The organism is Paraburkholderia sp. JHI2823, assembly GCF_038900695.1.
GTDB classification, from domain to species: domain Bacteria; phylum Pseudomonadota; class Gammaproteobacteria; order Burkholderiales; family Burkholderiaceae; genus Paraburkholderia; species Paraburkholderia mimosarum.
This window is the reverse complement of the sequence record NZ_JAYMRY010000012.1, coordinates 1-20,026: the sequence shown is the minus strand read 5'-3', so window position 1 is coordinate 20,026 and position 20,026 is coordinate 1. Positions and strand designations below refer to the sequence as shown.

Genomic DNA, 20,026 nt, shown 5'->3' with positions numbered 1-20,026 from the left:
CGCGGGGCAGATTCAACGCGTCGCTTGCGCGGCAACCTGGTAGACGCGCCCATCGTACGAACTTGCGAGGAAAAGGCCCGCGTTCGGATCGTAGGCCAGCGACGACACGCCCGCGATCGTTAGACGCTCGTCGGCGCACCACCGCGACTCGCGCCGGTCGTAGATCGTCACGCGTCCGTTGTAACTGCCGGTCGCGACGAAGCGGCCGTCATCGCTCGAGCAGACGCACTTGACCGAATGCGTGTGCGGCGTCACCAGCACTTCGCAGCGCTGCTCGGGCGACCAGATCCGCAGCTTCCGGTCGCGGCCCACCGAAGCAAACCAGCCTTCGCCGAGCCCCGCGCAACCATTCGCAATCCTGTCGTGCGCCCGCTCGATCCGCGCGACGGGTTCGAGCGTCGAGAGCCGGTACCAGGTGGCCGAGGTATCCGCCGCGACCGAACACAGCAAGTCGCCGGAGCACGCCAGCCCCTTGACCGCGTTGTGATGCAGCGGCAGATCGGCTACGTGCTCGAAGTTCTCGCCGTCGTTGCGCAGCACGATCCCCTCCCCCGTGTATGTACCGATCACAGCCCAGGTCGCACCGCCCTGCTCGAAAGCCACGCCGCAGTTGAGTGGCGAGCGGTGCTGGTGCAACTCGCGCCCGGTGCGCGCATCGAACAGCTTGCCGAGCTGGCCGCCCGTCAGGATCAGCGGCTCCGCGGCGACGAGGAAGTTGCACAGGCTGCCTGTGCGCGCCTGCACGTCGCCGTCGACGCGCACAACACCTGAGTCGCCGATCGTCCATTGTTGGCCTTGGACCGGCAACACCGCGTTTATGCCATGCGTGGGCGCGAGCTCGGTGTCGTCCCAGCGTGCGCGCCGCCAGTTGTAGCGACGATAGCTCGCATGGAAAGTCGAGAACACCAGATGGTCGTCGCCTTCGAACGAGCACGAACGCGGCCAAACCTCGGGCGGCAGCGCGGTGACGCCGGCGGGCTCGGGCAGGCCGCCGCCCACACGCCACAGCCGCATCGTGCGGTCGTACGACAGCGACACGAGCAGGCTGCGCCCACTGTCGAGCACGAGCCGCTTGATGCCGGCTTCGTGCGCGGGCAACCGCGTGCGCGCGTCGTGCCCGATCACGATGATCTCGCCCGCGTCGTTGCCGGCAAAGATACGGCCGTCGGGGGCGATCACGATCGTGTCCGTCTCGATGCCGTCGAGATCGACGTCCGCAACGAGTTCGTTGGCCTTGAGGGACCATCGCTTGATGGTGCCGTCGTCGCTCGACGATACGAGTTCCTCCCCGTCGCGCATCCATTCGACGGATATCACATCGGCCGTGTGACCGCTGAACGTGTGCATCAGGCGTCCACTGTAGTCGTACACGCGCACGCGATGATCGCGCGACGCGGTCGCGACGAGCGGCCGTGTCGGGTGAAAGGCGCTCATCTCGACGTCGTCCTGCTGGTCGGCGAACACGGCGACGAGTTGCAGGTTCGGCACCGTCCACAGCCGCGCGGTGTGATCCGACGACGACGTCACGACATACGCGCCGTCCGGCGAGAACGCTCCCTGGTTCGCGAGATGGTCGTGAATCGCGCGGGCGAGCGGCCGTTGCGTCCGCGCGTCCCAAAGAATGACCTGGTTGTCGTAACCGGCTGTCAGCACGTACTGGTCGCGATGAGCGGCAACGCCGCTGATCGGGCTGCTGTGGGCGATCATTGATAGTCTCCGCTCAGGTTGATCGAATGCTGGTGGTGCACCACCTTCGCATGCAAGTAGCTGCGATTCGTTTCATTAGCAAAAACCCCGGTGCAGAGGCAACGGTTCACCTCGATGCCGTGCTGGGCGATCTGCATGGCCTTGTCAGGGTTGTTGGTGACAAGCGCGATCTCGCGCACGCCGAGCGCCTGCAACATTTGCGCGGCGACGCGGAAGTCGCGCGGGTCGTCGGGGAAATTCAGCGCGCGATTCGCGGCGAACGTGTCGAGGCCATTCACGATCTGCAACCGGTACGCTTCGAGCTTGTTGTAGAGGCCAATGCCCCGCCCCTCCTGGCGCAGGTACAGCAGAATGCCGCCGCACGCACCGAAGTGCATGATCGCCTCGTTCAGTTGCTCGCCGCAGTCGCAACGCGCTGAGCCGAACACGTCGCCGGTCAGGCACTCCGAATGCACGCGCACGTGGGGCACCGCACCGGATGGACCAAACACGAGCGCGAGGTGCTCGGCGTTATCGCACAGCCCCGAAAACGTCACCATTTCGGGTTCAAAGCGAACCTTGCCGGCTCGCGGACGGATGGGCACTTTCACGCGGGTTCGTACGGACACGCCGCGTTCAATATCGGAAATTTTCATGTACGTCGCCTGACAGTCGAAGTCGGAAGGAAAGACGCGTTCGGCTGGCGCCGCTGCGCACCGAACGCCGCGAAACCGGGCCGCCAACCGGTGCGTGCTGCGCGTCAGCGCTGGCACACGAGCCCGGTTTGCAGGCAGTTGGACTGGAACACGGACCAGAAACCGACTGGTCGCGCCGCGATATCGGATAACGCAAGCAATGGCTTCTGCCAGTAAAACGTCATAAAGCCCGCCGCCAGAATGGCACGCTCGTATTCGGCCCGGCTCCAGCGATAAAAGGTGAATGCGCTGGGCGGCTGGGTGACGAACTGTGCATCGTGACGAAAGCCTCCGCGCCATGGCGTTTCATTGCGCACGTCCACGCCGTAACGTTCGAAATTACCCTTTTCGAGCGAAAAACCGGGATCAACGGTATAGGCGACGAGTTTCCCATCCGGTTTCAGATTCGCCGCAGCAGCGCGAAACATTTTCGCCAGATCCTCCGGCGATTCAGCATAATTGAATAACCATGCGGCATTCACCAAATCGAATTCGCCAAGTATTTTCATTTCCGCGACGTTGTGGACGTGGAAAATCAACGGTTCGCCGTATTTTTTTGATTCCGCGCGCGCGAGTTCGATCATTCGTGCCGAAACGTCGACGCCTACGACCTGAACTGCGCCGCGCCGATACAACGCGCGGCTAAAATAGCCGAAACCGCAGGCGAGGTCGAGCACCTTCAGCCCGGCGACATTGCCTGTCATATGGAAAATCGTGCGCTCCTCGACCGCCCTCTGCGCTGCTGTCTGCGTGAAGTCCTCGAACCGCTCGCCGATGGAGTCGTAACGAATTAGCGTGCTCATCGAGCCCCTCCTACTGTTGAGATTCGGATTCCGGCTATCCCGCTTTCGAACCCAGCCTTCACGAATCCGGTTTCCGACGGCGAAGCGCCAGATGACTCTTTGACATCTCTCACTGATGCGGTTTATTTAAACGACAAATACCGCTCGCGCAAATCATGAAATTGATCTTTCCGCCGGTGTGGTTGGCTCGGGTTTTGAAACGAGTATATGCAGGCAATTGAAAGCAAGAAAATTCTTTGCGCGAATTCGGATTATTCGGAGGAGGAATGGCCGGAGCGGGGCATCTAAAGGAGATATGAACGGTATGGCAATACCAGCAAGGCAGACGGCCAAACGCCACCGCCGGACTGCTGCACACGCCCGGCGGCCCGCCAAACTTCAGCGCGCCCGCACGAGACGCGCAACAACACCGCGAAGCCAGCGATGCGCAGGGTCATTGTGCCGGCGCTCGTGCCACAGATAGCGGAACTCGAACGACTCGATTGCGAACGGCGGGTCGAACACACGCAGGCTGCTGCCGTAGACGCGTTCGAAGTCCCCATGATCGAGATTGCGGCGGGCGACGGTGAGGATCAGATCGGTGCCGGCAATCAGCTCGTTGGCGACGCCCCAGTGCGGAAGGATCACCGCGATGCGCCTGTGGCGTTTCAGTCCCGCTAGTGCGCGGTCGATTTCGTTGTCCATTCCATCTCGCATGGCGACGAGCGCGTGGGGCCGTTCGAGCCACACGTCGAGCGCGAGGCCGCCCGACGGCGGCAGGCTCGCCGCGTCGGCCACGCAGGCGAACGACTCCACGAACAGTGTCTTCGTATGCAGACCCAACGGCGGCGCCGGGAACACGCCGAGTGCGAGATCGATCTCGCCGTCGAGCACCTGCGTCTGCATGGTTTCCCGGTTGGACTGACCGACGGCGATGTCAACGCCCGGCGCCCGCTGGCGCAGCAGCCGCACGAGCGGGGGCAGCACGACACGCGCGCCGTAATCCGACATGGCGAGACGGAACGTCTGCTGTGCCTCCAACGGCTCGAAGCGAGGTGGTTCCAGCAGCGCGCGGAGTTGGTGCAGCACCTCGGAAAGCGGCTGCATCAGCTCCGTCGCGCGAGGCGTCAATTCGAGCCCGACACCGGCGCGCACGAGCAACGGGTCGTTGAAGATCCTGCGCAAGTGCGCAAGCGCATGACTGATCGCGGGCTGGCTCTTGTTCAGCCGCGTGGCCGTCCGCGAGATGTGCTTCTCGATCAACAATGCGTGCAGTGTCACCAGAAGATTCAAATCGACTTGTTTCAGCTTATCCATTATTCGTTGAAAGAATGGTAGATATGCTAACCACGAATTTTAATTCGAAGAACTAATATATGAGAATCGGCATGGATCACCAACAAGAAACCGGAGGTATTCCGTGCATATCACTCAGTCCTTGTCCGGCATCATGCTGGGAGGCGCGGCAGTGGCGGCCGGCGCGCTCGTCCCGTTGCAGGCCGGCAGCAACGCTGCCCTCGGCCGCGCGCTCGGTCATCCGCTGTGGGCAACGCTCGTGTCGCTCTGCGTCAGCCTCGTCGCCGTGGCGCCGGTGCTCTTCGCGACGCACGCCCATGCGCCGTTCGTTCGCGATGCACTGAGCATGCCGCCGTGGATCTGGTTCGGCGGCATCGCGGGCGTGATCTACATCACCGCCGCGCTGATGCTCACGCCGCGTCTGGGCGCGACATCGTTCATCGTCTGCGTGATCGCCGGCCAGATGCTCACCTCGCTGCTGATCGATCATTTCGGCGTCATGGGCCTGCCCGTGAGGCATGCCACCCTTGGCCGCATCGCGGGCGTGCTGCTGATCACCGGGGGCATGCTGATCGTTCAGTGGTCTACGACCGCGGCCAATGTTCGCGCGAGGCAGGCATCCGCAGCGGAGCGAGGCGAGGCCGCGGAGACGGCGGCCGCGCAGGTGCCGCAGCCCGCTCGGCGCTCTTGATACGAGCCGCGCATGACAGTCCTGCCCCGCTGGCGCGCGCGGATGCGCGCCGCCCGGCCGCTCGCGCTGGCGGTCGTCGCACTGGCCGCTGTTTTCGGCAGTTTCGTGCTGTGGCGGCACGCGCGCGACGTGCCCACCCGCGAGGCTCCGCCCCCCGCCCCGCCGCTCACGGTCGCGGCCACCGTTGCGCGGACCGGCATGGAATCCGTCACGCTCGACGCAATCGGCACGCTCGCGGCGGTCCGGCAGGTCACGCTCGCGCCGGAGGTCGCCGGGCGCGTGACGGGCATCGAATTCGAGCCGGGCACGGCGGTCGCCGAAGGCGCGCGGCTCGTGCAGCTCTACGATGCACCGGAACGCGCGCGGCTTGCGAGTCTGCAAGCTAGGGCGGCCTACGCGAAAACCCAGCTCCAGCGCTCGCAAACGCTGGTGCCGATGGGCGCGGAATCGCGCCGGGCGCTCGATGAGCATCGGTTCGATTTCGCAGCGACCACCGCGGATGCCCGGCAAGTCCAGGCCGTCATCACGCAGAAGAGCGTGCGTGCGCCGTTCAGCGGCGAGATCGGCTTGCGGCGCGTGAACGTCGGGCAGTATGTGAACGCGGGCGACCCCATAGCGACGCTGACAGACCTGGATACGTTGCACGTGAATTTCGCCTTGCCGCAAAAGCACCTCGGGCAACTACGTCCCGGCTCGCGCGTGCGCGTCGCGACCGACGCGTTTCCCGGCCGCCTGTTCGACGCCCGCGTCACCGCGCTCGAACCGCATGTCGACGAGCGTACGCGCAACGTGAGCGTTCAGGCCACGCTGAGCAATCCAAACCATCTGTTACGCCCCGGCATGTATGCCCAGGTCAGGCTCGAACTGCCGCCCCGGCACGACGTGCTCACGGTGCCCGATACCGCGGTGCAGACCTCGCAGGACGGCGAAACGGTTGCCGTCGTCGAGCACGCGGACCGCAACGGCGTCGGCACAGTTGCGATTCGCCGCATCGAGACCGGTGCGCGCCGCGATGACCGCGTGGCGGTGCTCGACGGTCTGCGTCCCGGTGAAGTCATCGTGACGTCCGGCCAGTTGCGCGTCGCGCCGGGCATGCGCGTGAAGATCGCACTCGACGGCGCAACGCCGCCGGAGCGGCCGCAATGATCCGGCGCCGCGAACATGAAGCCGACGGCGCGCGCTGGACCGACCTGTTCATCGAGCGCCCGGTGCTGGCCGCGACTCTGGGTCTGCTGATCCTGCTCGTCGGCGCGCGCGCACTGATGGCGTTGCCGGTCCGGCAATACCCGGCGCTCGAAAGCGCGACGATTAGCGTCGAGACCGGCTACCCCGGCGCATCGCAAACGCTGATGCAAGGCTTCGTCACGGCGCCCATCGCGCAGTCGATCGCGACCGCCGAAGGCATCGACTATCTCGCCTCGACGACAACGCAAGGCCGAAGCGTCGTGAAGGCGCGGCTGCGCCTCGGCGCGGATTCGGACCGCGCGATGACCGAAGTCCTGGCGAAGGTGCAGCAGGTCAAATACAGGCTACCGGTCGATGCGAACGATCCGGTCATCACCAGGCTCACGGACGCGCCGACCGCCGTCATGTACCTCGGCTTCGCGAGCGACACGCTGTCTGTGCCCGAGATTACCGACTTCGTGGTGCGTGTCGCACAGCCGCTCGTGAGCGCCGTGCCCGGCGTCGCGTCCGCGGACATCCTCGGCGGCCGCAATCTCGCGATGCGCGTGTGGATCGACGCGGCGCGCCTCGCGGCGCACGGGCTGAGCGCGGGCGAGATCGCGGCGGCGCTCAAGGCGAACAACGTGCAGGCGGCGCCGGGTCAGGCCAAAGGCGCGCTGACGGCCGCGGACATCGCCGCGAACACCGATCTCGGCGACCCGCGCTCGTTCGGCGAACTCATCGTGAAAACCGGCGGCTACGACCATGGCGTCGTAAGGCTCAAGGACGTGGCGTCCGTCGCAACGGGCGGCCAGAACGACGACTCGAGCGCGCTGATGAACGGCCGCCGCGCCGTTTACATCGCGGTGAACGCTACGCCTGCGGGCAATCCGCTCGAGATCGTGCGCGGCATCGAGGCACTGCTGCCCCAGATGGAACATACGAAGCCCGAAGGCCTCGCCATCGCGAACGGCTTCGACGTCGCCCGCTTCATTCATGCGTCGATCGACGAGGTTTGCGTCACGCTCGCCGAAACGGTCGCCATCGTCGTGGTCGTGATCTTCGTGTTTCTCGGCTCGCTGCGCGCGGTCATCGTGCCCGTGGTCGCGATTCCGCTGTCGCTCGCCGGCACCGCGTTGTTGATGCTGGCCGCCGGTTTCTCACTGAACATCCTGACCATGCTCGCGATGGTGCTGGCCATCGGCCTCGTCGTGGACGACGCAATCGTCGTTGTCGAGAACATTCACCGGCACGTCGAAGGTGGCATGGCGCCGCTGCGCGCTGCGCTCGTGGGCACGCGCGAGATCGTCGCGCCGGTCGTCGTGATGACGGGCACGCTGATTGCCGTCTACGCGCCCATTGGACTGATGGGCGGCCTGACCGGGTCGCTGTTTCGCGAATTCGCGTTCACGCTCGCGGGCGCCGTGTTGATGTCGGGCGTGGTCGCGCTCACGCTGTCGCCCATGCTCGGCGCGCAACTTCTCGCACGGGGCGTAGCCGCCTCGCGTCTCGAACGCGCGATCGAACGCGGGCTCGGGCAACTCACTGCACGCTACCAGCGCGCGCTGCGTGCGAGCCTCGCGGCGCGGAGCGCAACGGTAGCGCTCGGCGTCGGTGTGATGGCCGTCATCGTACCGCTCGCGCTGGGGGCCAAACACGAGCTCGCGCCGCCCGAGGATCAAGGCTCTATCATGGCCGCGATCAAGGCGCCGAAGTACGCGAACCTCGATTACATGGAGCGCTACGCGGCGGACATGGAACGCGTGTTCCGAACGTTGCCTGAGGCGGATACGAGTTTCATCCTGAACGGCTACAACGGCAACAACCTCGGCTTTGCCGGGGTCAACCTGGTGGACTGGTCCGGGCGCGAGCGCAGTGCATTCGAACTGCAGTCGCTCGTGCAGGCCGGGGCAAACGGAATAACCGGCACCCAGGTATTCGCCTTCCTGCTGCCGGCGTTGCCCGCGTCGAGCGGCGGTTTGCCGGTGCAGATGGTGTTGCTCGCGCCCGCAAGCTACCCGGAGCTGTTTGTGCAGATGGAGAAACTGAAGGCGGACGCGACGAACAGCGGCTTGTTCGCGGCCATGGACACTGACCTCACATTCGACAGCCGCGCGATCAACGTCGACATCGACCGCGACGCGGCGAACGCGCTCGGCATCACGATGCAGCACATTGCCGAAACGTTCGCGCTGCTGGTCGGCGAAAACTATGTGAACCGTTTCAACCACGACGGGCGCGCATACGACGTAATTACGCAGGTCACGCGCAACGAGCGCCTCTCCGCCGATACGTTGAACCGCTACTACGTGAAGACTGCGTCGGGCGGGATGATTCCGCTGTCGACGGTCGTGCGCGTTTCGACGGGTCATCAACCCGCGATGCTCAACCAGTTCAACCAGATGAACGCGGTCACGTTTTCGGCGATACCGGCAGCAGGCGTGACCATGGGCGAAGCGGTCGAATTCCTGCGCTCGCTGGACCTGCCTGCCGGCTATTCGATCGACTGGCTGGGCGAGTCGAGGCAATACGTGCACGAAGGCAACCGGCTCATCGTGACGTTCGTGTTCGCGCTGATCCTGATCTTTCTCGCGCTCGCCGCGCAGTTCGAGAGCACGCGCGATCCGGTCGTGATTCTCGTGACCGTGCCGCTCTCCGTCTGCGGCGCGCTCGTGCCGCTCTATCTGGGCTACGCGACGCTCAACATCTATACACAGATCGGGCTCGTGACGCTGATCGGTCTCATCTCGAAGCACGGCATTCTGATGGTCAGCTTCGCGAACGACTTGCGGCGCGCCGAAGGGCTCGACCGCGCTGCCGCAATCGAGCGCGCGGCCGCGGTGCGGCTGCGCCCGATCCTGATGACCACGGCTGCGATGGTCGCGGGTATGGCGCCGCTGGTGTTCGCGAGCGGCGCAGGGGCAGCGAGCCGCTTCGCGATAGGCATCACGCTCGCGAGCGGCATGCTCGTGGGCACGGCGTTCACGCTGTTCGTGCTCCCGGTCGTCTACACGTACGTCGCCGCGAAACGCGCGTAGGCGCAACCGCGTCTGTGGGCGCCGATCCGTCAATTGCCGTTCGAAAGGCCGCGATTCGCGGCGCGCTCGCGGAGACCGAAACCGCCAGGCAGTATCATTGGGGGTTGGAGTCGCTGCAGCGCAACCTGCACGGCCCTTCCCATTGACGCGTTCCCCGCCACCCGATCGATTCGATGACTCGCGGCGGATCACGCAGCACAACGGACCTTCTCGTCGATGCGCATTTTCGGAATCAGCCTTTACGTCATCATCGCCCTGCTCTTCGCGGTGCATGCGATTCGCAACCAGCAGAACATGTACTGGCTGCTGATCCTGTTTCTTTTTCCTGGTCTTGGCAGCCTCGTCTACTTCTTCGTCATCTACTTGCCCTCGCTGCGCCAGTCGCGCGGGGCCAGGGCGACGTCAAGGGCCATCTCGCAGCTCGTCGATCCCAATCGCGCGGTGCGCGAGGCGCGCACGGATTTCGACCGCGCGCCGACCGTCGCGCATCGCATGCGGCTGGGGGCCGCGCTGCTCGATGCCGGCAACGCCGCCGAAGCGCTGGAGCACTATCAGGCCGCAGCCAGCGGCCCGTTCGCGTCCGATCCGGCCTTGCTCGAAGGGCTGGCGCGTGCGCAGTTTGCCAACGGCAATGCCGCGGCCACACAGGAGACGCTGGAAAAGCTGTTCGCCGTGCAACCGGTCGCCCGCCAGCAACCGGATCCGTCCTTGCTGTATGCACGTGCCCTGGCCGCGACAGGGGCACCGGGCGCGCGTGCCGCGTTCGAAACCGCGCTCTCGTGCGCAAGCGACGCCGCACCGCGTTGCCTGTTCGCCGACTGGCTGGCGAAGCAGCCGGATCCAGCCGACCGCCAGCGCGCGCGCGAGCTATATGCCGAAATCGTGCACGACGCGAAGCACTGGCCGCGCCATGCCCGCGAACACAATGGCGAGTGGCTCCAGCGGGCTCAGGCCGCGTTGAGCCGATAACCGCTCAGTCGTCGAATTCGCCGGCTTGCAGCGCCTCGTCGAAGTCGGTGATCCAGGGGGCGAAGTGGTCGGTTTCATAGGTGGCCGTCTTGCCATTGGTGATCCGCGTTACGCAAACCTGCCGGACCGGTCCGTTCTTCCCCTCCCCAGCCGCGCTGGCGTTGTCCGAGATCCTGAACTCGCGCAGCTCGAGCCCCCGGCTGGCAAGCACGGCCTTGACGTCCTCCTGCTCGTCCCAGGAGAACTCGGCGAAGTCGTGGGCAGTCATGTTCGTCTCCTCGAAGGCATCATCAGCGGCTCCCTGGCGCGACCGGCAAACCCTCCGCCTTCCAGCGCAGCATCCCGCCAGCGAGATTGGCCACCTTGTCGAAGCCCGCCTTGCTCAGCAGCACGCTCGCCTGCGCAGACCGCACACCCGAGCGGCACACGGCCACGACGGGGCGCTCGCGGTCGAGTTCGTCGATCCGGGCCATCAACTGCGAGAGCGGCACGAGCTTCGCGTCGGGCAAGTGGCCGAGCGGGTCGATGAACTCGGGCGCCTCGCGCACGTCCACGATCTGCAACCCGGCCGCATGCTCCAGCAGCGCCATCGGCTCGATCTCCCATACGCCGCTAAAGCGCAGCGTGAGGGGCGCCCAGTCGGGCGACTCCTGAACCGGCGCCTCGCCTTCGGGCTTCCCGCAGCGCAGGTTGGCGGGCACCGCGACGGCCATCAGCTTGGGGTGCGGCAAATTCAGGTTATGCATGTAGCCCGCGAAATCGCCGAGATCGACGTCGCCACCCAGGCGCGGGTTGAAGCGCCGCTCTTCGGCCACGCTCGTGACCGTGATGCCGCGATAGTCGTGCCCGGGATAAAGCAGGCAAGGGTCGGGCAGCGTGAGGATCTGCTCGCGCACCGACGTGAAAAGCGCCTGCGCGCTCCCGCCCTGGAAATCGGTACGGCCGCAGCCGCGTATCAGCAGACTATCGCCGGTGAAGGCCATGCTCGCGTCGTCGAGCACATAGGTCAGACAGCCGCTCGTGTGGCCGGGCGTGGCGCGAACTTCCAGATAGCGCTTGCCGAACGAAACGCGGTCGCCATGCCGTAGCGGCAGGTCGACGCCCTCGGCGCCCACCACCGCGGCGAGCGCGATCCGGCTGCCGCAGCGCTCGCGCAAGCGCCATGCGCCCGTTACGTGGTCGGCGTGCACGTGGGTGTCCAACGTCGTCTGAAGCCGCAGGCCCAACTCCTGCAAGAGCGCGAGATCGCGCGGCACCTGCTCGTAGACGGGGTCGATCAGCAGCGCTTCGCCGCTTTCAGCGTCGCCGAGCAGGTAGGTGTAAGTGGACGATACGGGGTCGAAAAGCTGTCGAAAGATCATCGCGGCTTCCTCGGGCAAAAAGGCGGGGCGCGCTGTGCAGTATGCCCCATCCGGCCCGCCCCGGCGGCTCCTGGTGCACAAAAGCTGCTGGCGCAAAAGCGCGCCAGAAGATCATGCGTGATGCCCTTACCCGCGTTTGTTCGACAGCGAACGAATGGGTGGCCATGGTGGAAGAAACGCGGCCGTCAGCCGTTTATCAGCTATCCCGGGTGGGTTTTCACAAGGACGGAAATCATGACCAGAATCTTGTTGTGCGTCGCAGCGGCTTGCTTGCTGCCGATCGCGGCGTTCGCGGAAGCGCCCAAGGTTGCCAACGGCATCGTCGTCGACGACGACGGTATGACGCTCTATACGTTCGACAAGGATACGGCGCAGGGCAAAAGCGCCTGCGCCGGCGCGTGCGCCGCCATGTGGCCCGCCGCGCTCGCCGATCCCTACGACAAGGCGAGCGGCGACTGGGGGCTCATCGCTTCTGCGGACGGGAAGCATCAATGGACCTACAAGGGCCACCCCCTCTATCGCTATGCCAAAGACACGCGGGCAGGACAGACGAATGGCGACGGCTTCAAAGACATGTGGCATGTCGCAAAGCCTTGAAGTTACTTCGGCTTGCTAATCGACTGCAGATTGACGGAAGGAGGCGCCGCAGATGCGTCGCCCCCTCCCTTTTGAATCTCTTCGATAGTCGACCTCGCCGAGTCGCGACGCCGCCCCTTCGAAGTGTACCAGGCCTCGTTAGTGGCTCGCGCCCTCCACCGCGCCGATGCCGGTTTCCGAGCGCACGCTCTGCGCCTCGAACCCGGCGTGGTCGATCCGTGCGCGAGCGGACTTGTCGGTCACCGAGAAGATCCAGATGCCGGCGAAGCCGATCGCCATCGAAAAGAGCGCGGGCGAAGCGTACGGAAACGGTGCGTTCGCATAGTGGAATACATCGACCCACACGGCCTTGGAGAGGACCGTCAGCAGCACCGCCGAGAGCAGCCCAAGGAAGCCGCCGATGGTGGCGCCGCGCGTCGTGCAGCCGCGCCACAGCACGGACATGAACAGGACCGGGAAATTGGCCGAGGCCGCGACTGCGAAGGCGAGCGACACCATGAACGCGATGTTCTGCTTTTCGAACACGATGCCCAGCACGACCGCAACGATGCCCAGCACGACCGTGGTGAAACGCGAAACGCGCAGTTCGCTCTCGCTCGATGCCTTGCCGTGCTTGAGCACGGTCGCATACAGATCGTGCGACACGGCCGAAGCACCGGCGAGCGTGAGGCCAGCGACGACCGCGAGGATGGTCGCGAAGGCGACGGCCGAGATGAAACCGAGGAACACATTGCCGCCGACCGCATTCGCCAGATGCACGGCGGCCATGTTGGCACCGCCGAGCAGCTTGCCGCCCGCGTCCTTGAAGACCGGATTCGTGCTCACCAGCACGATCGCGCCGAAGCCGATGATGAAGGTGAGGATGTAGAAGTAGCCGACCCAGGTGGTCGCCCAGAACACCGACTTGCGTGCTTCCTTCGCATTGGGAACGGTGAAGAAGCGCATCAGGATGTGCGGCAGGCCGGCCGTGCCGAACATCAGCGCCATGCCGAACGAGATCGCCGAGATCGGATCCTTGATGAAGTTGCCCGGCCCCATGATCGAGGCCTTCTTCTCGTGCACTTCCACGGCCTTCGCGAACAGCGCCTCGGGGCTGAAGTGGAATTGCCAGAGCACCATGAAAGCCATGAACGAGGCGCCCGCAAGGAGCAGGCACGCCTTGATGATCTGCACCCAGGTGGTCGCGGTCATGCCGCCGAAGAGCACGTACACCATCATTAGTGCGCCGACAATCACCACCGCGATCCAGTAGTCGAGGCCGAACAGCAGCTTGATGAGCTGTCCCGCGCCCACCATCTGCGCGATCAGGTAAAACGCCACCACGACGAGCGTGCCCGATGCGGCGAACGCGCGTATCGGGGCTTGCTTGAAGCGGTAGGCGGCCACATCGGCGAACGTGAAGCGGCCGAGATTGCGCAGTCGTTCGGCCATCAGGAACGTGATGATCGGCCAGCCCACCAGAAAGCCGATCGAATAGATGAGGCCGTCATAGCCGTTCGCGTAGACCGCGGCCGAGATACCGAGGAACGACGCCGCAGACATGAAGTCGCCCGCGATCGCAAGGCCGTTCTGAAAACCGGTGATGCCGCCGCCCGCGGTATAGAACTCGGCGGCCGAGCGCGTCTTTCTGGCGGCCCATTTGGTGATGAACAGCGTGGCGATCACGAACAGCATGAACATGCAGATCGCGGTCCAGTTGGTCGCCTGCTTGACCGCCTGGCCGAGGTCGGCACCGGCGGCGAAGCAACTGGCCGAAGCGGCGAGCAGCGCGTTTGCGGCGAGGAATTGTCGGGCTTTCATGCGGCCTCCCGCTTGATCCGGTCGGTGAGTTCATCGTAGTTGCTGTTGGCGTGGCGCACGTAGAGGCCGGTGATCACCACCGTGAACACGATCACGAAGAGCCCGATCGGCATGCCCCAGGTCATCACGCCCGCACCCATCCTCGCGGCAAGCAGACTCTTGTCGAAGGCGACGAGCAGCACGTAGCCGTAGTAGACGACCAGCACGAGGGCGGTCAGCGTCCAGGCGAGCTTCGAGCGCTTTCGCACCAGTTCGCGATATGTCGCGCTCGATTTTATTTTCTCTGCGAGTTTGAGGTCCATCTTCGTCTCCTATACGGGTATCTTCCACTGCCTGAAAGAACGCGTTCTTTCGGGCAGCGCCGGAACGATCAGCGAGCCATATGAGTTGGGGATCCCCGTGCGGGGATGTGGCGCGATGCGCTCGGGCGCACGTTCTCAGCTGTTGTTCTTTCGATGCGCTCGTGAGTAAGTTAAAAGCGCCGGCTTACCCGGTTCTTACGGCGGGCGATTTCTTGCGGGAGGGTTTACGCGACATGCAACGGAAACGAAGCCACGAATCGCCTCGGTTTTTCTTCGCCGACGCGTCCCGGCCGCAACCGGTGATTGCTCACCATGGTGAGAAGGTTTCCTCCAGAAAGAGACTCAATCCACGAGCAACGCGCGCCGATAACCCGATCGGGCACAGCGTTGTACCCATATTTTCCAGAGGAAAACAATGACGATATCTTCCATCGGCGGCAACGCCGTCGCACAGCAGCATCCGTTGCCGCCAAACGTCTCGAAGGGCGGTGAAGCTGGCGAGGTGGGTCCTGACAGGGATGGCGACGCTGACGATAAGGCGTCGCAGGCGGCACCGACTGCATCGGCGCCCACCGTCAATTCCAGTGGCCAGACGATCGGTCAACTGATTAACGTCAAGGCGTGACGTAGCCTGGCAAGGGTGCCGGCGTCCGATTGATCCGTACGCTCGAATCGCAGTGAACCATCATCGACGATACATTCATCGAGACGCTGCGATTCGACATGCACTGCGGTGGATCGAACGCGCGTCGGCTTCAGCAGCAGCGAGTTCGCACTTCGACCTCGCCATACGTCACCATCCGAGCTCGTCCGCCTGATTTTCGTACGCGCGAAGCTTGTCCAGCTGCTTGCGCGTCAGCACGGCCTCCACACGCTTGCGCGCATCGATCGAGGAGTCGGTCATCTTTTGACGGAGCGCGCCGATCGCCTTGTGGGTCTCGTCGATTGCCGCGTCGTCGCGCTTCGGCGCCTGGTACAAGTCGCGCAGCGTCGCCTGCTGATCCATCATGCTGCCCATCAGCGCCCAGAGACGCTTGCGTGCCTGGTCCTGGATCTGATTGATCTTCGTACGCTGGTCGTCGGTCAGATCCAGACTGGCTGCCCAGCCGCCCGGCATCATGGCGCCAGGGCCCATGCCCATTCCCATTCCGTAGCCATGCATCATGCCGGGCCCGGCGCCGTAACCCATCATTCCCGCACCATACCCGCCACCCATCATGCCCGGCCCCGGCCCATTCCCCCATCTCCCGCAGTCGACCTGAGACGCGACGTTCGGCGATGGCGAGGAATCGGCCAGAGCCGTTCCATAGAGAGCCACGCCAGCCAGACAAAGAAGAACTCGGCTCAAACGCGAAACAACGTACATCGTCATCTCCTTCATCATGCATACCGGGCGCTCACCTGCGACGCAGGGAACCGCTTGTTCCAATCTACGAACGTTGCTGCTTTAGCCATTGACATACGTCAATTCATCGTCTGCATGATGCTGAAGGGTCAGCGGATCCGTTCTCCGGCCCCGTGGGCACTGACCACCGCGTGATCCGACGGGGTTGATTCAGATCAAAAAAAGCGGGGCGCGGTTGTTGAAAATGCATTGGATGGCGGCGTTAAGAATCCGGTAAGGAAGCCGCCCGAACATGGAGGGCATCCACCAGGAGAATTCACGATGCTCACGTCCGGATGCCTGCGCGCGCTTCGCTTGCTCTACGTGTTCGGCTTTGTCACTGCCACCGGTGTTCCAGCCGCGTACGCGCAATCTCCCGCGCAAATCTTGAACGGCTACGCCGCGCAGTCGGGATCTGCGCCCGTGCCCTCGCGGGGCCAACAGTTCTTCACCACGCGGCATGGCCGTGAGTGGGCCTGCGCGACCTGCCACGGCGCCACGCCGACCGCAAACGGCCAGCACGCAGCCACGGGCAAGACGATTGCACCGCTCGCGCCGGCCTTCAATCCGGAGCGCTTTACCGATGCGGCAAAAACGGAAAAGTGGTTCCGCCGCAATTGCGGCGACGTGGTTGGGCGCGAGTGCACGGTGTCGGAGAAAGCCGACATCCTGAGCTGGCTCATGACGCTCAAGCCATAGCACGCACGGCGCGATCCACATCGATGACTTCGCTGGTGACTGACCTATGAGAATCCGACCCGCTACTGCTATTGCGTTCGCGTTCACGGCACTGGCCGCGACCGTGCTTTCCGGCCCGGGTTTCGCGGAGGACGAAGAACAACAGCAGGCAAGATCCGTGACGCCACTGCCCAAATACCGGCAAGAGTGCGCCGCGTGCCACCTGGCCTATCCGCCAGGTATGTTGCCTGCCGATTCATGGCGACGCATCCTGAACAATCTCGATCACCACTTCGGCACCAACGCGTCTCTGGACCCCGCTTCCGTGAAGCAGCTCGAAGGCTGGCTCACGGGCCACGCGGCAAACGCGGGGCGGGCGGCGAACGCACCGCCCGAGGATCGCATTACCCGCACCTCATGGTTCATGGCCGCGCACGACGAAGTGCCCGCGTCGACGTGGCGGCGTCCCGCAATCAAGAGCGCGTCCAACTGCGCCGCCTGCCATACGCAGGCAGATCAAGGAAATTTCGATGAACGATACATCCGTATCCCGCGCTGACAATGACGCGCATGCGTCCGGCACGATCCGGATTCTGGTATGGGACGCGCCCGTGCGCGTGTTCCACTGGCTGATGGTTGCCTCGTTCGCCGGCGCCTGGCTGACCGCGGAGAGCGAGCGATGGCGCCTGCTGCACGCGACACTGGGCTACACGATGGTCGGCCTCGTAGGGTTTCGCATCGTCTGGGGACTGATGGGCACGCGATACGCCCGGTTCTCCGCCTTCGTGCGCTCGCCAACAGCGGTCATGCGCTACATGGCGAGCCTCCTCAAGGGACGTCCTGAACGACACGTTGGCCACAATCCGGCAGGCGCCATCGCGATCGTTGCGATGCTGCTCATGACCTGGGCGGTCGGAGCGACCGGCTGGGCCGCTTATAACGGCACCGGCGGCGAATGGCTTGGCGAGCTGCATGGGGGCGTCGCCAACGCCATGCTCGCGCTCATCGCCATTCACGTCGTCGCGGTGCTGGCGAGTAGCCTGCTGCATCGCGAAAACCTGATTGGCGCGATGGTAACGGGATACAAATCGGGCCGCGCGAACGAAAGCATACGAACCGCGCGCTGGGGATTCGCTGCGTTGGTCATGGCAGCCGCGATCGCCTGGTGGTGGACACAATGGCAAGCAGCGCCGCAAACACCGGCGCCAACCCCATCCGCCGGTTCCGCTGCGCATCTGCGGACCGACGGAGATGGAGACGGCGACTGAACCCGATCGACAGGACCTTTCACGCGTGCGCATTCTGCTTGTCGAAGACGACACCCTGCTCGGCGACGGCATTCGTGCCGGGTTGCGGCAGCAGGGCTTTCAAGTCGACTGGGTTCGCGACGGTGAAGCGGCGCAAAGCGAGTTGCGCGCGCAACCGTATGCGGCTGCGGTGCTCGATCTCGGCTTGCCGCGCATGGACGGAATCGATGTGCTGCTAAACGTGCGCCGCGCCGGTGTGGAGCTTCCCATTCTGGTGCTCACGGCGCGCGATGCCGTGAAGGACCGCGTTCGCGGGCTCGACATCGGCGCCGATGACTACGTGGTCAAACCGATCGACCTCCATGAACTCGGCGCCCGGCTGCGGGCACTGGTGCGCCGCGCGCATGGCCGGCCGCGCGAGCGGCTTCAGGCTCACGATGTGGTGCTGGAACCGGCATCGCGTATGGTCTACCGCGGCGGCGCACCCGTCACGCTGTCCGCGCGCGAGTTCGATCTGCTGCACGTGTTGATGCTCAATGCAGGCCGCGTGCTTTCGCGTGAGCAGATCGAGCAGCACCTGTATAGCTGGGGCCGGGAAGTGGAGAGCAATGCAGTCGAAGTGCATGTGCACCGCCTCAGAAGCAAGCTCGGCAGCGACCTGATCCGGACGGTACGCGGCGTGGGCTACGTGCTGATGCGCGAAACCACGGGCGAGCCATGAAGCTGCCTCGCTCGCTGCAGGGACGTTTGCTGGTGCTCGTGACGGGTGTGGTCGCTGGCGTGTGGCTGGGCGCGAGCGTACTCACCTGGCAGGACGCGCGGCGGGAAATCGATCAGCTACTCGACAGCCACCTCGCGCAGGCTGCCGCGCTGCTGGTGATGCAGCAGGCCCAGGCGGCAGACGACGACGAAACCCTGGACACGCCGATTCTGCATCCCTATGCGCCGAAGGTGGTATTTCAGGTTTTCCACGAAGGGCGGCTCGGCATGCATTCGGCCAACGCGCCCGCGCAACCGATGGTGCCTTCCCGGGAGAAGCGGCAATCGGGGTTCTGGACCGTCCAGATAGAGGGCAACGCATGGCGCGTGTTTGCGACTCCCGGCGCGCAGCACGATGTCGAAGTCTACGTGGGCGAACGGGTCGACTCACGCACTTCGATACTGATGGCGGTGATGCGCAGCGCCTTCTGGCCCATGGCCGGCGCCCTGCCGGTGCTCGCGCTCGTGACCTGGTGGGCAGTGCGGCGAGGCGCGGCGCCGCTCCGGGACCTGGGCAGCATGCTGGCGCGGCGCGATCCGCGTGCACTGGACGTGGTCCGGATGAATCGCGCACCCCAAGAAATGCAGCCGATGCTCGATGCGCTCAACCGTCTGTTCGATCGCATTCGGGCTGTGCTCGACGCGGAGCGGCGCTTCACCGCCGATGCCGCGCATGAACTGCGCACGCCCATCGCCGCGATCAAGGCACAGGCCCAGGTAGCGATGGCGGAAGCCGATGCCGCGCTTCGCAGGCACGCGCTCTCTGGCGTGCTCGAGGGCTGCGACCGTATGGCGCATCTCGTCGACCAGCTCTTGCTGCTGTCGCGACTCGAAGCGGGGACGCCGGCCGACGATACCACTGACAGCACTGCGGTCGACATGGGTGCCGTTGCGAAGCAGGTTGTCGCCGACATCGCCCCCCGGTCGATCGGCAAGTGGCAGCGACTCGAACTCGAAGCGGCTGAACACTGCGACATCACAGGCAACGAGGTGCTGATTGCTGCGCTCATTCGCAACCTGGTCGACAACGCTGTCCGCTATAGCCCTCCTCGGGCTCGAATCTCGGTGTCGGTGCGCCGTTGCGATGGCCGCGTCGTGCTGGCCGTGGAAGATAGCGGGCCGGGTCTGCCGGAGGACGACTTGCACCGGCTCGGAGACCGGTTCTTCCGGGCGCGGGGCACCGGGCAAAGCGGGAGCGGCCTCGGGTGGTCGATCGTGCGGCGCATTGCGAGTGCACATGGCGCTTCGATCCGGGTAGGCAGATCCGCTGCGCTTGGGGGCTTGCGTGTGGACGTTTCATGGTTCAGTGCGAATCGCAAGGAACCTGAAGCCAATATCGGCGCGGTGACGGGGATAAGACCTTGAAGTGTATAAGTCGGGACGTCATCGGACAGACACCGTCAAATCCGGCGAAGGCTGCTCCATCATGCATGTGGCGGAAGTCGGCAACCGGTAGAGTCGAGATGTGGCGCGGTAGCGGTAGGTTCGGTTTGTCTGTTGCCGCCCCTTTCGTCTGGCGGTGCCCGAGTAACCTCGCCTTAACCCCGTTTCCACACCCCGCTCATCGAACCGGACAT

Annotated in this window: 20 protein-coding genes; 11 read left to right on the top strand and 9 right to left on the bottom strand. The window is 64.6% G+C overall.

Annotation, left to right across the window (positions count from 1 at the left end):
* Positions 1–12: 12 nt before the first annotated feature.
* The 4 genes from VSR34_RS15460 to VSR34_RS15445 form a co-directional block, all read right to left on the bottom strand.
* Positions 13–1,707, bottom strand: coding sequence for a WD40 repeat domain-containing protein (locus tag VSR34_RS15460; RefSeq protein WP_342962851.1), 1,695 nt, complete (start codon positions 1,705–1,707; stop codon positions 13–15).
* Positions 1,704–2,342 carry a GTP cyclohydrolase II gene (gene ribA, locus VSR34_RS15455; RefSeq protein ID WP_342962850.1) on the bottom strand — a complete coding sequence of 213 codons (639 nt, stop codon included), beginning with the start codon at positions 2,340–2,342 and terminating at the stop codon, positions 1,704–1,706. The genes VSR34_RS15460 and ribA overlap by 4 nt, the downstream gene beginning before the upstream one ends.
* Positions 2,343–2,446: 104 nt before the next feature.
* Positions 2,447–3,184: a class I SAM-dependent methyltransferase gene (locus tag VSR34_RS15450; RefSeq protein ID WP_342962849.1), complete on the bottom strand. Its 738-nt coding sequence runs from the start codon at positions 3,182–3,184 to the stop codon at positions 2,447–2,449.
* Between the two features lie 378 nt (positions 3,185–3,562).
* Complete coding sequence (locus VSR34_RS15445) at positions 3,563–4,480, bottom strand: LysR family transcriptional regulator (RefSeq protein ID WP_342962848.1); 918 nt, start codon at positions 4,478–4,480, stop codon at positions 3,563–3,565.
* A gap of 103 nt (positions 4,481–4,583) precedes the next feature.
* Between VSR34_RS15445 and VSR34_RS15440 the strand changes: the two genes are divergently transcribed.
* From VSR34_RS15440 to VSR34_RS15425, 4 genes are all read left to right on the top strand, one after another.
* The gene (locus VSR34_RS15440) at positions 4,584–5,150 is read left to right on the top strand and encodes a DMT family transporter (protein WP_342962847.1); all 567 of its coding nucleotides are present in this window, start codon (positions 4,584–4,586) and stop codon (positions 5,148–5,150) included.
* Positions 5,151–5,192: 42 nt separating this feature from the next.
* Complete coding sequence (locus tag VSR34_RS15435; protein ID WP_342962923.1) at positions 5,193–6,296, top strand: efflux RND transporter periplasmic adaptor subunit; 1,104 nt, start codon at positions 5,193–5,195, stop codon at positions 6,294–6,296.
* Positions 6,293–9,352, top strand: a complete 3,060-nt coding sequence (locus VSR34_RS15430) for an efflux RND transporter permease subunit (RefSeq protein WP_342962846.1) — start codon at positions 6,293–6,295, stop codon at positions 9,350–9,352. The genes VSR34_RS15435 and VSR34_RS15430 overlap by 4 nt, the downstream gene beginning before the upstream one ends.
* 216 nt (positions 9,353–9,568) lie before the next feature.
* Positions 9,569–10,321 carry a hypothetical protein gene (locus tag VSR34_RS15425; protein WP_342962845.1) on the top strand — a complete coding sequence of 251 codons (753 nt, stop codon included), beginning with the start codon at positions 9,569–9,571 and terminating at the stop codon, positions 10,319–10,321.
* Positions 10,322–10,325: 4 nt separating this feature from the next.
* Here VSR34_RS15425 and VSR34_RS15420 read toward each other — a convergent pair whose 3' ends face one another.
* Positions 10,326–10,589, bottom strand: coding sequence for a hypothetical protein (locus VSR34_RS15420; RefSeq protein WP_342962844.1), 264 nt, complete (start codon positions 10,587–10,589; stop codon positions 10,326–10,328).
* Between the two features lie 22 nt (positions 10,590–10,611).
* Positions 10,612–11,682, bottom strand: coding sequence for an MBL fold metallo-hydrolase (locus VSR34_RS15415; RefSeq protein ID WP_028212702.1), 1,071 nt, complete (start codon positions 11,680–11,682; stop codon positions 10,612–10,614).
* Between the two features lie 234 nt (positions 11,683–11,916).
* On the opposite strand from VSR34_RS15415, the gene VSR34_RS15410 reads away from it, so the two are divergent.
* Positions 11,917–12,279: a hypothetical protein gene (locus tag VSR34_RS15410; protein WP_028212703.1), complete on the top strand. Its 363-nt coding sequence runs from the start codon at positions 11,917–11,919 to the stop codon at positions 12,277–12,279.
* A gap of 138 nt (positions 12,280–12,417) precedes the next feature.
* Here VSR34_RS15410 and VSR34_RS15405 read toward each other — a convergent pair whose 3' ends face one another.
* Positions 12,418–14,079 carry a cation acetate symporter gene (locus VSR34_RS15405; RefSeq protein ID WP_028231109.1) on the bottom strand — a complete coding sequence of 554 codons (1,662 nt, stop codon included), beginning with the start codon at positions 14,077–14,079 and terminating at the stop codon, positions 12,418–12,420.
* Complete coding sequence (locus tag VSR34_RS15400; protein WP_028212705.1) at positions 14,076–14,381, bottom strand: DUF485 domain-containing protein; 306 nt, start codon at positions 14,379–14,381, stop codon at positions 14,076–14,078. The genes VSR34_RS15405 and VSR34_RS15400 overlap by 4 nt, the downstream gene beginning before the upstream one ends.
* A 415-nt stretch (positions 14,382–14,796) precedes the next feature.
* On the opposite strand from VSR34_RS15400, the gene VSR34_RS15395 reads away from it, so the two are divergent.
* Positions 14,797–15,006 carry a hypothetical protein gene (locus VSR34_RS15395; RefSeq protein ID WP_036019382.1) on the top strand — a complete coding sequence of 70 codons (210 nt, stop codon included), beginning with the start codon at positions 14,797–14,799 and terminating at the stop codon, positions 15,004–15,006.
* 168 nt (positions 15,007–15,174) lie between these two features.
* Here the strand turns inward: VSR34_RS15395 and VSR34_RS15390 are convergent, their stop codons facing one another.
* Positions 15,175–15,747: a Spy/CpxP family protein refolding chaperone gene (locus VSR34_RS15390; RefSeq protein ID WP_244884654.1), complete on the bottom strand. Its 573-nt coding sequence runs from the start codon at positions 15,745–15,747 to the stop codon at positions 15,175–15,177.
* A 300-nt stretch (positions 15,748–16,047) separates the two neighbouring features.
* Here VSR34_RS15390 and VSR34_RS15385 point away from each other — a divergent pair, with 300 nt between their 5' ends.
* The 5 genes from VSR34_RS15385 to VSR34_RS15365 are packed head-to-tail and all read left to right on the top strand — an operon-like array spanning position 16,048 to position 19,814.
* Positions 16,048–16,464 carry a DUF1924 domain-containing protein gene (locus VSR34_RS15385; RefSeq protein WP_028212707.1) on the top strand — a complete coding sequence of 139 codons (417 nt, stop codon included), beginning with the start codon at positions 16,048–16,050 and terminating at the stop codon, positions 16,462–16,464.
* Positions 16,465–16,510: 46 nt separating this feature from the next.
* Positions 16,511–17,002, top strand: a complete 492-nt coding sequence (locus VSR34_RS15380) for a diheme cytochrome c (RefSeq protein ID WP_028212708.1) — start codon at positions 16,511–16,513, stop codon at positions 17,000–17,002.
* Positions 16,974–17,711: a cytochrome b/b6 domain-containing protein gene (locus VSR34_RS15375; protein WP_028212709.1), complete on the top strand. Its 738-nt coding sequence runs from the start codon at positions 16,974–16,976 to the stop codon at positions 17,709–17,711. The genes VSR34_RS15380 and VSR34_RS15375 overlap by 29 nt, the downstream gene beginning before the upstream one ends.
* A 25-nt stretch (positions 17,712–17,736) precedes the next feature.
* Complete coding sequence (locus VSR34_RS15370; RefSeq protein ID WP_028212710.1) at positions 17,737–18,411, top strand: response regulator; 675 nt, start codon at positions 17,737–17,739, stop codon at positions 18,409–18,411.
* A complete protein-coding gene (locus VSR34_RS15365) occupies positions 18,408–19,814 on the top strand; it encodes an ATP-binding protein (protein WP_051390955.1) in 1,407 nt (468 codons plus the stop codon). Before VSR34_RS15370 ends, VSR34_RS15365 begins: the two co-directional genes overlap by 4 nt.
* Positions 19,815–20,026: the final 212 nt, after the last annotated feature.

Coding starts and splice junctions, on each gene's coding strand:
- VSR34_RS15420 (WP_342962844.1), bottom strand. CDS start 10,589: ATGACTGCCCACGACTTCGCCGAGTTCTCCTGGGACGAGCAGGAGGAC.
- VSR34_RS15385 (WP_028212707.1), top strand. CDS start 16,048: ATGCTCACGTCCGGATGCCTGCGCGCGCTTCGCTTGCTCTACGTGTTC.
- VSR34_RS15445 (WP_342962848.1), bottom strand. CDS start 4,480: ATGGATAAGCTGAAACAAGTCGATTTGAATCTTCTGGTGACACTGCAC.
- VSR34_RS15450 (WP_342962849.1), bottom strand. CDS start 3,184: ATGAGCACGCTAATTCGTTACGACTCCATCGGCGAGCGGTTCGAGGAC.
- VSR34_RS15390 (WP_244884654.1), bottom strand. CDS start 15,747: ATGTACGTTGTTTCGCGTTTGAGCCGAGTTCTTCTTTGTCTGGCTGGC.
- VSR34_RS15400 (WP_028212705.1), bottom strand. CDS start 14,381: ATGGACCTCAAACTCGCAGAGAAAATAAAATCGAGCGCGACATATCGC.
- VSR34_RS15365 (WP_051390955.1), top strand. CDS start 18,408: ATGAAGCTGCCTCGCTCGCTGCAGGGACGTTTGCTGGTGCTCGTGACG.
- VSR34_RS15395 (WP_036019382.1), top strand. CDS start 14,797: ATGACGATATCTTCCATCGGCGGCAACGCCGTCGCACAGCAGCATCCG.
- VSR34_RS15460 (WP_342962851.1), bottom strand. CDS start 1,707: ATGATCGCCCACAGCAGCCCGATCAGCGGCGTTGCCGCTCATCGCGAC.
- ribA (WP_342962850.1), bottom strand. CDS start 2,342: ATGAAAATTTCCGATATTGAACGCGGCGTGTCCGTACGAACCCGCGTG.
- VSR34_RS15375 (WP_028212709.1), top strand. CDS start 16,974: ATGAACGATACATCCGTATCCCGCGCTGACAATGACGCGCATGCGTCC.
- VSR34_RS15425 (WP_342962845.1), top strand. CDS start 9,569: ATGCGCATTTTCGGAATCAGCCTTTACGTCATCATCGCCCTGCTCTTC.
- VSR34_RS15410 (WP_028212703.1), top strand. CDS start 11,917: ATGACCAGAATCTTGTTGTGCGTCGCAGCGGCTTGCTTGCTGCCGATC.
- VSR34_RS15415 (WP_028212702.1), bottom strand. CDS start 11,682: ATGATCTTTCGACAGCTTTTCGACCCCGTATCGTCCACTTACACCTAC.
- VSR34_RS15380 (WP_028212708.1), top strand. CDS start 16,511: ATGAGAATCCGACCCGCTACTGCTATTGCGTTCGCGTTCACGGCACTG.
- VSR34_RS15405 (WP_028231109.1), bottom strand. CDS start 14,079: ATGAAAGCCCGACAATTCCTCGCCGCAAACGCGCTGCTCGCCGCTTCG.
- VSR34_RS15430 (WP_342962846.1), top strand. CDS start 6,293: ATGATCCGGCGCCGCGAACATGAAGCCGACGGCGCGCGCTGGACCGAC.
- VSR34_RS15435 (WP_342962923.1), top strand. CDS start 5,193: ATGCGCGCCGCCCGGCCGCTCGCGCTGGCGGTCGTCGCACTGGCCGCT.